This window comes from Streptomyces sp. NPDC056296 (assembly GCF_042268605.1).
Lineage (GTDB): Bacteria > Actinomycetota > Actinomycetes > Streptomycetales > Streptomycetaceae > Streptomyces.
In genome coordinates, this window is record NZ_JBHJRX010000004.1 from 141,753 (window position 1) to 155,404 (window position 13,652).

The 13,652-nt window shown below is 73.2% G+C and carries 9 protein-coding genes, 1 tRNA gene and 3 pseudogenes; 11 read left to right on the forward strand and 2 right to left on the reverse strand.

The features are described from left to right. Positions 1-69: 69 nt before the first annotated feature. The 8 genes from ACFCZF_RS04735 to ACFCZF_RS04770 all read left to right on the forward strand — a co-directional run bounded on the left by ACFCZF_RS04735 (position 70) and on the right by ACFCZF_RS04770 (position 8,938). Positions 70-1,254 (forward strand): inositol-3-phosphate synthase, encoded by a 1,185-nt coding sequence (locus tag ACFCZF_RS04735; protein ID WP_376670406.1) that lies wholly within the window; start codon positions 70-72, stop codon positions 1,252-1,254. Beyond that, entirely contained in the window at positions 1,251-2,411 is a 1,161-nt protein-coding gene (locus ACFCZF_RS04740; RefSeq protein ID WP_376670407.1) for an SCO3242 family prenyltransferase, read from the forward strand. Before ACFCZF_RS04735 ends, ACFCZF_RS04740 begins: the two co-directional genes overlap by 4 nt. Next, a complete protein-coding gene (locus ACFCZF_RS04745) occupies positions 2,408-3,394 on the forward strand; it encodes a sugar phosphate isomerase/epimerase family protein (RefSeq protein ID WP_376670408.1) in 987 nt (328 codons plus the stop codon). Before ACFCZF_RS04740 ends, ACFCZF_RS04745 begins: the two co-directional genes overlap by 4 nt. A 14-nt stretch (positions 3,395-3,408) precedes the next feature. After that, a complete protein-coding gene (locus ACFCZF_RS04750) occupies positions 3,409-4,176 on the forward strand; it encodes an EboA domain-containing protein (RefSeq protein WP_376670409.1) in 768 nt (255 codons plus the stop codon). Further along, positions 4,176-5,024: a TatD family hydrolase gene (locus ACFCZF_RS04755; RefSeq protein WP_376670410.1), complete on the forward strand. Its 849-nt coding sequence runs from the start codon at positions 4,176-4,178 to the stop codon at positions 5,022-5,024. The genes ACFCZF_RS04750 and ACFCZF_RS04755 overlap by 1 nt, the downstream gene beginning before the upstream one ends. A gap of 3 nt (positions 5,025-5,027) precedes the next feature. Continuing rightward, positions 5,028-6,200: a metabolite traffic protein EboE gene (eboE, locus tag ACFCZF_RS04760; RefSeq protein WP_376670411.1), complete on the forward strand. Its 1,173-nt coding sequence runs from the start codon at positions 5,028-5,030 to the stop codon at positions 6,198-6,200. After that, complete coding sequence (locus tag ACFCZF_RS04765; protein WP_376670412.1) at positions 6,197-7,594, forward strand: nucleotide pyrophosphatase/phosphodiesterase family protein; 1,398 nt, start codon at positions 6,197-6,199, stop codon at positions 7,592-7,594. Before eboE ends, ACFCZF_RS04765 begins: the two co-directional genes overlap by 4 nt. A gap of 114 nt (positions 7,595-7,708) precedes the next feature. Further along, positions 7,709-8,938 (forward strand): sugar phosphate isomerase/epimerase family protein, encoded by a 1,230-nt coding sequence (locus ACFCZF_RS04770; RefSeq protein WP_376670413.1) that lies wholly within the window; start codon positions 7,709-7,711, stop codon positions 8,936-8,938. Between the two features lie 78 nt (positions 8,939-9,016). On the opposite strand, the pseudogene ACFCZF_RS04775 reads toward ACFCZF_RS04770, so the two are convergent. Beyond that, positions 9,017-9,568, reverse strand: a pseudogene (locus ACFCZF_RS04775) (MFS transporter); the annotation flags it as partial. 1 nt (position 9,569) lies between these two features. On the opposite strand from ACFCZF_RS04775, the pseudogene ACFCZF_RS04780 reads away from it, so the two are divergent. Then, a pseudogene (locus ACFCZF_RS04780) lies at positions 9,570-10,093 on the forward strand (succinate--CoA ligase subunit alpha); the annotation flags it as partial. 293 nt (positions 10,094-10,386) lie between these two features. Continuing rightward, positions 10,387-11,915, forward strand: a pseudogene (locus ACFCZF_RS04785) (aldehyde dehydrogenase family protein); the annotation flags it as partial. Positions 11,916-11,984: 69 nt separating this feature from the next. Here the strand turns inward: ACFCZF_RS04785 and ACFCZF_RS04790 are convergent. Next, positions 11,985-13,316: a DUF2254 domain-containing protein gene (locus ACFCZF_RS04790; RefSeq protein WP_376670414.1), complete on the reverse strand. Its 1,332-nt coding sequence runs from the start codon at positions 13,314-13,316 to the stop codon at positions 11,985-11,987. A gap of 141 nt (positions 13,317-13,457) precedes the next feature. Here ACFCZF_RS04790 and ACFCZF_RS04795 point away from each other — a divergent pair. Then, positions 13,458-13,542: transfer RNA gene (locus ACFCZF_RS04795), tRNA-Leu, on the forward strand. The last annotated feature ends 110 nt before the right edge of the window (positions 13,543-13,652 follow it).

Consider the following 13,652-nt stretch of genomic DNA (forward strand, 5'->3'; position numbering starts at 1 on the left):
CTCCCCGGGCACCGCCCGGGCCCCGCTTCCGGTATCGCACCCGGTTCGCATACGACAAGGAGGCTGCCCATGTCCGCCGAACCGTCCCTGCCCACCCCCTCCTCGGCCCCCCGCCTCGGTGTCTGGCTCATCGGTGCGCGCGGTTCCGTGGCCACCACCGCCGTCGCGGGCTGCGCGGCCGTCGCCGCCGGGCTCCATCCGCCGACCGGGATGGTCACCGAGACCGCTCCCTTCGCCTCGTGCGGTCTGCCATCGTTGTCGTCCCTCGTCTTCGGCGGTCACGACACCGTCGACTGCCCGCTGCCCAAGCGTGCCGAGCACCTCGCCGCCGGTGGCGTCCTGCCGCACGGCCTGCCGTCCGCCGTACACGCCGAACTCGTCGCCGCCGACCAGGAGATCAGGCCCGGTGGTCCCCTCCCCGGGGGCACGGACGGCGGCCCGGACCGCACCCAGGACGAGTGGATCGACGTGTTCGCGGACGACATCCGCGACTTCGTGCGACGCCAGGGCCTCGCGGGCGCCGTCGTGGTCAACGTCGCCTCCACCGAACCCGCCCCCACCGACGGCACGCTGCCGCCCAGCTCCCTCTACGCGGCCGCCGCCCTGCGCGCCGGCTGCCCCTACGTCAACTTCACCCCCTCCACGGGCCTGCACCATCCGGCGCTGGCCCCGCTCGCCGACTCCTCGGGCCTGCCCTACGCGGGCCGTGACGGCAAGACCGGGCAAACCCTCCTGCGCTCGGTACTCGGACCGATGTTCCTGCAACGCGCCCTCACCGTGCGCGCCTGGTCCGGCACCAACCTCCTGGGCGGTGGCGACGGCGCCGCCCTCGCCGACCCCGCGGCGGCCGCCGCCAAGAACGCGGGCAAGGAACGCGTCCTCGCCGACACCCTCGGCGCCGCGCCCCAAGGCGAGGTCCACATCGACGACGTGCCCGCGCTCGGCGACTGGAAGACCGCCTGGGACCACATCGCCTTCGACGGCTTCCTCGGCGCCCGCATGGTCCTCCAGACCACCTGGCAGGGCTGCGACTCGGCGCTCGCCGCGCCGCTCGTCCTCGACTTGGCGCGGCTGGTCGCCCGCGCCCGGGAAAGGGGCCTGTCCGGCCCGCTGGGCGAACTGGGCTTCTACTTCAAGGACCCGGTGGGCGACGGTCCGTCGTCACTGGGCGAGCAGTACGCGGAGCTGGTGGGCTTCGCGGGGCGGTTGCGGGACGACGGGGGCGACGGCGTCGAGCACGGGACGCGGCGATGAGCCGCGCCAGGGCGCGGGACGCATCCGGGTCGTCCGGGTCGTCCACCTCGTCCGGGGTGCTCGCAGTGCCCGGTGTGCCGACGGACGGCCAAGGCGCCGACGCCGCCGCGCCGCCCGCCGATGGCCGGGGCGCCGACCTCGCGACGCCGCCCGGCGACGGTGATGCGACCCGCCCGCCCCGCCCCCGCCCCCGCCCCCGCCCCCGCCCCGGCGACGCCGGAGCCTGGGCCGAACTGCTCCGTCTGCCTGCCCTGTTCACCGTCCCCGGTGACGCCCTGGCCGGCGCCGCGGCGGCCGGCGTACGCCCAGGCCCCCGCACCCTGCTCGCCATCGGTTCCTCCCTGTGCCTGTACGAGGCCGGCATGGCCCTGAACGACTGGGCGGACCGCGAAGAGGACGCCGTGGAACGCCCGCATCGCCCCCTTCCGTCCGGCCGTATCCGCCCCGCCGCCGCCCTCACCGCGGCCTGCGGCCTCACCGGCGCCGGTCTGCTGCTCGCCGCCCGTGCCGGGCGACCCGCCCTCGCGGTGGCCGCTCCGCTGGCGGCGACCGTCTGGGCCTACGACCTGGCGCTGAAACACACGCCGGCCGGTCCCGCGGCCATGGCCGCCGCCCGCGGACTGGACCTGCTCCTGGGCGCGGCCGCCACCGGCGGCGGCACCCGGGCCGCACTGCCCTCCGCCGCACTGCTCGGCAGCCACACCCTCGCGGTCACGGCCGTCTCCCGCCGCGAGACCACCGGCGGCTCGGTCCTGGCCCCGCTGGCGGCCCTCGCGACGACGGGGGCGCTGACGCGGCTGGTCACCCACCGCCGCACCCGACTCCCGGCAGGCCGGTGGGCAGCAGCCGCCCCCGGCCTGCCGGGCTCCAGCCCCGCTGAGGGCCGGCGGCCCCGGGGCACCGCTGCCCTCGCCACCGCCCTGGGCGCCGCCTACGCCGCCACGGCCGCCCGTCCCTACTTCCACGCCGCGCTCAACCCCTCACCCCCGCTCACCCAGCGGGCCGTCGGCGGCGGCATCAGGGCCACCATCCCGCTCCAGGCCGCGCTCGCCGCCCGCTCCGGCGCGACCGCCACGTCCCTGCTGGTCGCGGCCCTGGCTCCGGCCGGCCGGATGTTCGCGAGAAGGGCGGCCATGAGGAAGGTGAGCATCACATGAGCCGGAACCCGCACCAGGAGCCGAACGCGGGCACGGACGGCCACGCGGCCGTGACCGCGAGCCCGCGGCCGGCCCGTGACGGTGCCACGCCGTCCCCTCTCCGCTTCGGCTACGGCACCAACGGCCTCGCCGACCTCCGCCTCGACGACGCCCTCGCCCTCCTCGCCGACCTGGGCTACGACGGCGTCGGCCTGACCCTCGACCACATGCACCTCGACCCGCTCGCCGACGACCTGGCCGCCCGCACCCGCCGGGTCGCCCACCGGCTGGACGCGCTCGGGCTGGGCGTCACCGTGGAGACGGGCGCCCGCTATGTGCTCGACCCGCGTCGCAAGCACGGCCCCTCCCTCCTCGACCCGGACCCGGACGACCGGGCCCGCCGCGCCGACCTCCTCGTCCGCGCCGTCCGGGTCGCCGCCGACCTGGGGGCCCACGCCGTGCACTGCTTCAGCGGCATCACCCCGGCCGGGACGGACGAGGACACGGCGTGGAAGCGGCTGGCCGAGTCCCTCTCCCCGGTCCTGGACGCCGCCGCCACCGAGGGCGTCCCGCTGGCCGTCGAGCCCGAACCGGGCCACCTCCTCGCCACCCTCGCCGACTTCCACCGGCTGCGCGGCATCCTCGGCGACCGGGAGCACCTCGGCCTCACCCTGGACATCGGCCACTGCCAGTGCCTCGAACCCCTCCCTCCCGCCGACTGCGTGCGCGCCGCCGCCCCCTGGCTGCGCCACGTACAGATCGAGGACATGCGCCGCGGCGTGCACGAACACCTCCCCTTCGGTGACGGCGAGATCGACTTCCCGCCCGTCCTGGAGGCCCTCGCCGCCACCGGCTACCAGGGCCTGACCGTCGTCGAACTGCCGCGCCACTCCCACGCGGGCCCCCACTTCGCCGAACGCTCCCTCCCCTTCCTCCGCGGGGCCGCGGCAGCGTCCGCGCCCCGCCTCACGAACCGCTCCGGCGAGCCCTCCGCCACCCACTGAAGGGAGCCACACCCATGACGCAGCCACACGCCACCCACGTCACCCCGAGCACCCAGGACGCGGACGGCGCCCCCGCCGGAGGGGACCCCCAGGGCACCACCCCCGCCGGACGGGACTCCCAGGGCACCACCCCCGCCCACATCTCGCCGGCCGACCTGCGCGCCACCCTCACCGCCGAGCTCGGCGGAGCCGCCCGGGCCTGGCTGGACCAGGCCCTGGACGAGGCCGCCAGCCACCCCGGCGGCCACGGCCCCATCTCCGTCTGGGAGCTGCGCCTGGCCGAGGCAGGCCGCCGCTGCGGCCCCGCCCACGCCGACGCCGCCCGCGTCCTCGTCCTGCACGCGGCCCACGCCGACCCGGAGGCGCTGACCCGGGTCTACTCCCAGGGCACCGCCGACGAACGCCGCGCCGTCCTGCACGCGCTGCCCCACCTCGTGCCCGGCCCCGACGCCCTCCCGCTCGTCGAGGACGCCCTGCGCACCAACGACACCCGGCTGGTCGCCGCCGCCCTCGGCCCGTACGCCGCCCGGCACCTGGACCCGCACCAGTGGCGGCACGCCGTGCTGAAGTGCCTGTTCACCGGCGTCCCCGTCGACCACGTGGCGGACCTCGACCGGCGGGCCCGCGCCGACGCCGAACTCGCCCGCATGCTCGCCGACTACGCCGCCGAACGCACCGCCGCGGGCCGTCCGGTCCCCGAAGACCTGCACCGCGTCCTGGCCCTGACCGAGCCCGCGCGCTCCTCGCACGGCACGGCCGACCCCCACGGCAAGGAGTCCTGATGCGCATCTTCGACCCCCACATCCACATGACGTCCCGGACCACCGACGACTACCAGGCCATGTACGCCGCCGGTGTGCGTGCCGTCGTCGAGCCCTCCTTCTGGCTCGGCCAGCCCCGCACCTCTCCCGCCTCCTTCCGCGACTACTTCGACGCCCTGCTCGGCTGGGAGCCCTTCCGCGCCGCCCAGTACGGCATCGCCCACCACTGCACCATCGCCCTCAACCCCAAGGAGGCGAACGACCCCCGGTGCCTGCCCGTCCTCGACGAACTGCCCCGCTACCTCGTCAAGGACCGGGTCGTGGCCGTCGGCGAGATCGGATACGACTCGATGACCCCGGCCGAGGACACCGCCCTGGCCACCCAGCTCCAGCTCGCCGCCGAACACGGCCTGCCCGCCCTCGTGCACACCCCGCACCGCGACAAGCTGGCCGGCCTGCGACGCACCCTGGACGCGGTCCGCGAGTCCGCGCTGCCCACGGACCGCGTACTGGTCGACCACCTCAACGAGACCACCGTCAAGGAGGCCAAGGACAGCGGCGCCTGGCTCGGCTTCTCCGTCTATCCGGACACCAAGATGGACGAGGCGCGGATGGTCGCCCTCCTGCGCGAGTACGGCCCGGAACAGGTCCTGGTGAACTCCGCCGCCGACTGGGGAAAGAGCGACCCGCTCAAGACCCGCAAGGTCGGCGACCTGATGCTCGACGAGGGCTTCACCGAGGACGACGTGGACCTGGTGCTGTGGCGCAACCCCGTCGCCTTCTACGGACTCAGCGGGCGGCTGGTCCTCGACGTGACCTCGGCCGACGCCACGCACGAGGGCAACTCCATCCTGCGCGGCGGGGAGTGAGCCATGCGCTTCCGGCACCCCGACGGCTCCACCGTCCACCTCGCCTACTGCACCAACGTCCACCCCGCCGAGACCCTCGACGGCGTCCTCGCCCAGCTCCGCGACCACTGCGAGCCGGTCCGCCGCCGGCTGGGCCGCGACCGCCTCGGCATCGGGCTGTGGCTCGCCCGCGACGCCGCCCACGCCCTGGTCACCGACCCCGCCGCACTGCGCGGGCTGCGCACCGAACTCGACCGTCGCGGCCTGGAGGTCGTCACCCTCAACGGCTTCCCCTATGAGGGCTTCGGCGCCGAGGAGGTCAAGTACCGCGTCTACACACCGGACTGGGCCGACCCCGAACGCCTCGACCACACCACGTCCCTGGCCCGAGTCCTCGCCGGCCTCCTGCCCGACGACGTCACGGACGGCACCATCTCCACACTGCCGCTCGCCTGGCGCACCGCGTACGACGACACCCGCGCCGACAAGGCCCGCACCGCCCTGGTCACCCTCGCCGAACGCCTCGACGCCCTCCAGGAACTGACCGGCCGCTCCATCCGCGTCGGCCTCGAACCCGAACCCGGGTGTGTCGTGGAGACCACCCACGACGCCATCGCCCCGCTGACCGCGATCGCCCACGACCGCATCGGCATCTGCGTCGACACCTGCCACCTCGCCACCTCCTTCGAAGACCCGCACACCGCCCTGGACGCCCTCACCGACGCCCGCGTCCCCATCGTCAAGTCCCAGCTCTCCGCCGCCCTGCACGCCGAACAGCCCTCTCTCCCCGAGGTCCGCGAAGCTCTCGCCGCCTTCGCCGAACCCCGTTTCCTGCACCAGACCCGCGCCGCCACCTCCGCCGGCCTGCACGGCACCGACGACCTCGAGGAGGCCCTGGCGGACGGCGGCGCCCTGCCCGGCACCACACCCTGGCGCGCCCACTTCCACGTCCCTCTCCACGCGGCCCCCGCCGCGCCCCTCACCTCCACCCTCCCCGTGCTCAAGGCAGCGCTGACCCGGCTGGTCGGCGGCCCGCACCCGCTCACCCGCCATCTGGAGGTCGAGACCTACACCTGGCAGGCCCTCCCGCCCGAGCTGCGGCCCCGCGCCCGCGCCCAGCTCACCGACGGCATCGCCGCCGAGCTCACCCTCGCCCGCGACCTGTTGACGGACCTCGGCCTGAAGGAACTGCCATGACCCCACCGACCCACTCCGACGGACCGACCCCTCTCCTCGTCCTGGACGTCGTCGGCCTCACCCCCCGTCTCCTCGACCACATGCCCCACCTCAAGCAGCTCGGCCAGTCCGGCTTTCGCGCGCCGCTGGGCACCGTCCTGCCCGCCGTCACCTGCGCGGCCCAGTCCACCTTCCTCACCGGCACCCACCCGTCCGAGCACGGCATCGTCGGCAACGGCTGGTACTTCCGCGAACTCGGTGACGTCCTGCTGTGGCGCCAGCACAACGGACTCGTCGCCGGCGACAAGCTCTGGGACGCCGCCCGCCGCGCCCACCCCGGCTACACCGTCGCCAACATCTGCTGGTGGTACGCCATGGGCGCCGACACCGACTTCACCGTCACCCCCCGTCCCGTCTACTACGCGGACGGCCGCAAGGAACCCGACTGCTACACCCGGCCCCCGGCCCTGCACGACGAACTCACCGACAAGCTCGGCACCTTCCCGCTCTTCCACTTCTGGGGACCCGGCGCCGACCTGGTCTCCAGCCAGTGGATCATCGACGCGACCCGGCACGTCATGGCCACCCGGCACCCCGACCTGACGCTCTGCTACCTCCCTCATCTCGACTACGACCTGCAGCGCTTCGGCCCCGACGACCCGTGGTCGCTGAAGGCCGCCGCCGACCTGGACGCGGCGCTGGCACCGCTCCTCGACGACGCCCGCGCCGAGGGCCGCACCGTCGTCGCGCTGTCCGAGTACGGCATCACCCGCGTGAACCGGCCCGTCGACATCAACCGCGCCCTGCGCCGCGCCGGCCTGCTGGAGGTGCACACGCAGGACGGCATGGAGTACCTCGACCCGATGGCCTCCCGCGCCTTCGCGGTCGCGGACCACCAGATCGCCCACGTCTACGTGCGCCGCCCCGAGGACCTCGACGCCACCCGCGCCGCCCTCGACGGACTGCCCGGCATCGAGCAACTCCTCGACGACGAGGGCAAGAAGGCCCACCACCTCGACCATCCGCGCGCCGGCGAGCTCGTCGCCGTGGCGGAGCCGGACGCCTGGTTCACGTACTACTACTGGCTCGACGACGACCGCGCGCCCGACTTCGCGCAGCTCGTCGAGATCCACCGCAAACCCGGCTACGACCCGGTCGAGCTGTTCATGGATCCCCTCGACCCCTACGTCAAGGTCAAGGCGGCCACCGCCCTGGCCCGCAAGAAGCTCGGCATGCGCTACCGCATGGCGGTCGTGCCCCTGGACCCCTCACCTATTCGAGGCAGCCACGGCCGCCTCCCAGCGAGCGACGACGACGGTCCGCTCCTCATCTGCTCCACCCCCCGCGCTGTCGGAGACCGCGTCGCGGCCACCGATGTGAAACAACTCCTGCTCCAGCTCGCCGGACTCGGCTGACGAGGCACCACGTGCGGCCCCCGAGATCCAGCTACTGAGAGTGAAACACACGGCACTGACAACGGCCCGCCCCAGCCGCATCCGGGCAGGCCACGACCCAGAAGGCAGGCACCCGTGACCCTGTTCTCCGACCCGTCCCGCACCGACGCCACCACGGACCCGGCCGTCGACGGCCCGGGCGAAGGCCTGCGCCGCACCCTCGGCGTGGACCGGCGCCGCTTCCTCAGCACGTGCACCGCCGTGGCCGCCGGAGCCGTCGCGGCCCCCGTCTTCGGCGCCGCCCCCGCCCACGCCCAGGACCGGGGCAGAGACCACGGACACGGGCATGGCCACGGTCACGGGCATGGCCACGGTCACGGCGGGCACGTCCTCGTCCCGGCGGACAAGCGCGGCATCATCCTGTACACCGTCCGGGACGCCACCGGCCGCGACCCCCTCGCCACCGACCTGCCCTCCGGCTTCCGCGAGGTGTTCAAGCAGCTGGCGCGCCACGGCTACCGGCAGGTGGAGTTCGCCGGGTACCGCCAGCACGCCAACGCGCCCGGCGGCGCGAACCTGGAAACCGTCGAGGGCGCCAGGCTGCTGCGCTGCTGGCTCGACGACTACGGCCTGCGCGCCCAGGGCAACCACGGCTTCATCCCGTCCTCCTGGCCGCTGACCACGGCGGACAAGGACACCTTCAAGAAGCACCTGGAGATCGCCAACATCCTCGGCCTCGACCACATGGGCACCGGTGGCGACCCCACCGGCAGCTCCTACCGCGCCGACTGGGACGTGGCCGCCGACAAGTGGAACGCCCTCGGCGCGATCGCCCGCCGCGAGGGCGTCAAGCTCTACACGCACAACCACGACAGCGCCTACGGCTTCCTGCTCGACGGCGGCCCGCTGGACGACCAGGGCCGGCCGACCCGCAGCTCGGGCATCCGGAAGCTCGAGTACTTCCTGAAGAGGACCGACCCGAGGCTCGTATGGCTGGAGATGGACATCTTCTGGGCGCACGTCGCCCAGTACAAGTTCCACACGTACACCGCACACGACGGCTCGACCCGTAAGCAGGTCTTCGACCCGGCCGGGCTCGTCGCCCGCAACAACAAGCGCTACCCGCTGTTCCACGCCAAGGACGGCGTCGTCAGCACCACCAACGGCATGGGCTACGACATGGTGCCCTTCGGAACCGGCGTCATCGACTACACGTCGTTCTTCTCGCGGGTCGGGCAACGGAACTACCACAACCCGATGATCGAGGACGACAACTCCCCGAGCGCCACCGACCCGGCGCAGTCCCTGCGGGAGGCCAAGATCAGCTACGACAACCTGGCGGCCCTGCGCAAGCGGCGCCGCTGACCCGCGACACGGACCGGGCGGCCCTTTCCGCGTGCTGCGGGAGGGGTCGCCCGGTCCGTGCGAGGAAGGTCGGTCAGGTCACCCCTCACCCAGCGGCCGGGGATTGGGCGTGACGCGCTTGCTCTTCGGGCGACCCGGAGGACGCAGGAACAGCGCCATGAAACCGGCGAGGATCGAGATGCAGCCCGCCAGGGTGAAGGCGCCGTTGTAGCCCCAGGCGGCGACGACCACGGAGCCCATGCCCGCGCCCAGACCGGAGACGAGCTTGGAGCTGTAGACCATTCCGTAGTTGGTGGCGTTGTTGTTCTCGCCGAAGTAGTCCGCCGTCAGTGCCGCGAACATCGGGAAGATGGCACCGCCGCCGAAACCGGAGACGGCGGAGAAGATCAGGAACAGTGGCAGGTTCTTGATCTCGGCCGACCAGATGATGCCGAACTGGGCGAGGCCCAGGATCGCGCACACGTAGAGCAGGCACTGCTTGCGGCCGTAGAGGTCGGAGAGCCAGCCGATGACCCCGCGCCCGGTGCCGTTGACGATCGCCTTCAGCGACATCGCGGCGGCCACGATCCCGGCCGCGAAGCCCGCCTCCTCACCGATGTCGACCTGGAAGGCGATGCCGAAGATGTTCACCAACTGCCCCGGCGTGATCACGCCGGGCCAGTCCAACGCGGGCATCATCCCGCCCGACATCACCAAGCCCGGCCGCATCGGACTGGTCTCCAAATCGGGCACGCTCACCTATCAACTCATGTACGAGCTGCGCGACATCGGCTTCTCGACCTGCGTCGGCATCGGCGGCGACCCGGTCGTCGGCACCAGCCACATCGACTGCCTCGCGGCGTTCAGGACGACCCCGAGACCGAACTGATGGTCCTCATCGGCGAGATCGGCGGCGACGCGGAGGAGCGCGCGGCGGCCTACATCCGCGACCACGTCACCAAGCCGGTCGTCGGCTACATCGCCGGCTTCACGGCGCCCGAGGGACGGACCATGGGCCACGCCGGCGCGATCGTGTCCGGCTCCTCGGGCACCGCGCAGGCGAAGAAGGACGCGCTGGAGGCCGCCGGGGTGCGGGTCGGGAGCACACCGACCGAGACGGCACGGCACGTCGTCGCCGCACTCGGGAGCGGAGCACGGGACGGAGCGCCCGCATGACATCCACCGCTGGCACGACTCCGGTCGCTGGCACGACTCCCGTCGCCGGTGCGACTCCCGTCGCGGGTGCGGCAGCCTCCGCTGGCGCGGCAGCCTCCGCTGGCACGACTCCCGTCGCGGGTGTGTCAGCCTCCGCAGTGACGACTCCGGTGGCGGACGTGACTGTCCCCGCAGGCGCGACAGCCCACGCGGGCACGGCATCGGCCGCGGGCACGACATCGACCACGGGCACGACATCGACCACGGGCACGACACCCGCCGCAGCCGCAGCCGCAGCCGCAGCCGCATCCGCCCTCGTCCTCAAGTCCGGCACCTCCTGGACCGACGCCTGGCAGCGCTGCCAGACCGTCGCTCCCGAGGCGTTCCACGACGACCGTGTCCTCAACCTCTGGGGCGGGAGCTGGCGGGCGGACGGCCGTGTGCTGCCCGCCACCAGCCCCGTCGACGGCACCCCTATCACCGGCCCGCCCGGCTGGACGGCGCGACGGCCCACGAAGCCGTACGCGCTTCCCTCGACCAGCACCGTGCCTGGCGCCACGTCCCCCTGACCGAACGCCGCGCCCGCGTCGCGGCCACCCTCGACGCCCTCGCCCAGCACCGCGAACTGCTCGCGCTGCTGCTCGTCTGGGAGATCGGCAAGCCCTGGCGGCTCGCGCAGGCCGACGTCGACCGGGCCGTCGACGGCGTGCGCTGGTACGTCGACGGCATCGAAGAGATGGCCAAAGGCAGGGCCCCGCTGGACGGGCCGGTGTCCAACATCGCGAGCTGGAACTACCCGATGAGCGTGCTCGTTCACGCATTGCTGGTACAGGCACTGGCAGGCAACGCGGTCATCGCCAAGACCCCGACCGACGGCGGTGTCGCTTGTCTGACCCTGGCCTGCGCACTCGCCGCCCGCGAGGGAGTTCCCGTCACCCTCGTCAGCGGCAGCGGAGGCGAGCTCTCCCAGGCGCTGGTGCGGGCGCCCGAGATCGGCTGCGTCTCCTTCGTCGGCGGCCGCGACACCGGAGCCGCAGTCGCCACCGCCGTCGCCGACCTGGGCAAGCGGCACATTCTCGAACAGGAAGGACTCAACACCTGGGGCATCTGGAACTTCACGGACTGGGACGCACTCACGGCGGTGGTCCCGAGGCTCTTCGACTACGGCAAGCAGCGCTGCACGGCCTATCCGCGCTTCGTCGTCCAGCGCCGGCTGTTCGACGCGTTCCTCGCGGCGTACCTCCCGGCGGTCCGCACCCTCCGAGTCGGCCATCCGCTCGCCGTCGGGGCACCGGACGACCCGTACCCCGCGCTCGACTTCGGGCCGGTGATCAACTCGGCGAAGGCCGAGGAACTGCGGGCCCAGGTCGCCGAGGCCGTCGAGCGCGGCGCCGCACCCCTGCACCGCGGCAGCACGGCCGACGCGCGGTTCCTGCCCGGCCAGGACACCTCGGCCTACGTCCAACCGGTCACGCTCCTGGACCCGCCTAGGTCCTCGCCGCTGCACCACGCGGAACCGTTCGGCCCGGTCGACACCATCGTCCTGGTCGACACCGAGGCAGAGCTGCTCGCCGCGATGAACGCCTCCAACGGCGCGCTGGTGGCCACGCTGTCCACGGACGACCCGGCGACGTACGCCAGGCTGGCGCCGCAGATCCGCGCGTTCAAGGTCGGCCACGGTGTGCCACGCTCCCGCGGCGACCGTGACGAGCTGTTCGGCGGGCACGGCGCGTCCTGGCGCGGGGCCTTCGTCGGCGGCGAGTTGCTGGTGCGCGCCGTGACGCGGGGCCCGGCGGGGGAGCGGCTGCCCGGAAACTTCCCGGACCACCACCTCATGCCGTAACGGCTGTCACGGCCGTCACATCCGCGCCGCCGTGACGGCCGTGAGCCGCGCGTACGAGGCGTCCGACGGTCAGCCGATGCCCTGTCGGTCCGGCTGAAGGCCGAAGGCCCGGTCCGCCGGAGTCGGTGCGGACCGCTCGACGGCCTGCCGCAGCAGTTCGCGGTGGCGCAGCAGCGGCTCGCGCCGGTCCGGCGGGGCGAGCAGCAGCAGGTCGTCAAGACCGGCCAGCATGCGCCGTGTGACCTGCGGCATTCCCGCGCCGCAGGCGCGGATCTCGGCGAACCCCAGATCCACCAGCTCGGTCCAGCCCGGCACGGGCTGCACCAGCCGGACCGCCCCGCGCCGGTCCCGGTGCACGACGGCGTCCAGCGGCCGCCGGGACAGGGTGGCCAGGATCTGCACGACGCGGTCCAGGGCCTGCACGGCCGTCGTCGGGTCGTTGACCGCGCTGGACAGGGCCCGCAGCGCGATGTCGGAGAGCTGGCGGAGCCCGAACGCCAGGTCCTGGTGGAAAGTGCGCTCCACCCCGACGGACAGGGCGTACCGTAGCGCCCGGCGTGGCGGGGCCTGTCCGCCGTGCACCGCCAGGACGGGGGTGCCGGGCACCAGGAAGTCACCGATCCGCGGGATCATCCGCAGTACGACGCCATGCTTGCGCGCCACCCGTACCAGCCGCGCGATGTGCACGTCCCGCAGCACACCGGCCTGCCCGTCGTGGGCGACCCACGCGGTCGCGGACCCGAGGGCGGCCGCCTCCCCGCCGCCCACCGGTACGGGCATCAGCGCGGCCACCCGGAAGGACTCCGCGGCGATCCGGGCGATCACATGACTGACCCGCATCAGCCGCAGCGTCGCGTTCACGTACATCACGAACAGCAGCAGGCTCAGCGCGACCATGACGAGCGTGAGCACCGACTGCACCAGGGCGACCGATGTGACGGTGTCGGGGTCGGCGCCGCTGTCGTAGGAGGTCAGCACCAGCAGCGTCAGGACGAAGGTGGCGAGGAAGACCGCGAAGGTCGCCTTCGTGATCCGGCTGCGGACGAAGAGCCGCACCACTCGTGGGGTGAACTGCCCGCTCGCCATCTGCACGGCGACCAGCGAGATGCTGAACACCACACCGATGAACGTCATCATCGCCGAGCCGACCGCGGACACCACCGTCTTCGCGTCGTCCGCGAACCTCAGCAGCTCGGCCAGTGTGTCGAAGTCACCGTCGTCCCGCAGCGACCGGACGAGGGCGGCATCGAGCTCCTGGGCCGCCAGCCACACCACGAAGACGCCCACCATCGCCGCGGTGGGCGCGAACCAGAACGTGTCCCGCAGATGCTCCCTGAGCGGTGACAACGCCCGCGGCCGACGACGCGGAAGCGGGCTCTGGGTAACCAGCCAGTCACTCATGGTGCGACCCTAGGTGCAGCGGGGCCGCCGGTCCCGGACCGCCGCTCAGGGGAAGGAAACGCAGGTGAAAGGCACTGCGAAACCTTGGTATGGTTGTCCATGTCGCCACGGGGGAACGCCCCGCGCAGCGACAGACACCTGGTCCGGGTGGCGGAATGGCAGACGCGCTAGCTTGAGGTGCTAGTGCCCTTTATCGGGCGTGGGGGTTCAAGTCCCCCCTCGGACACAAGATCAGGCACAGACGAGATGCCGGCCGGGAGAGATCCCGGCCGGCATCTCGCGTTGTGCGGGCGCCTGACGAAAAGGCGATGCGGCACCCGGCCCGGCTTCCCTACA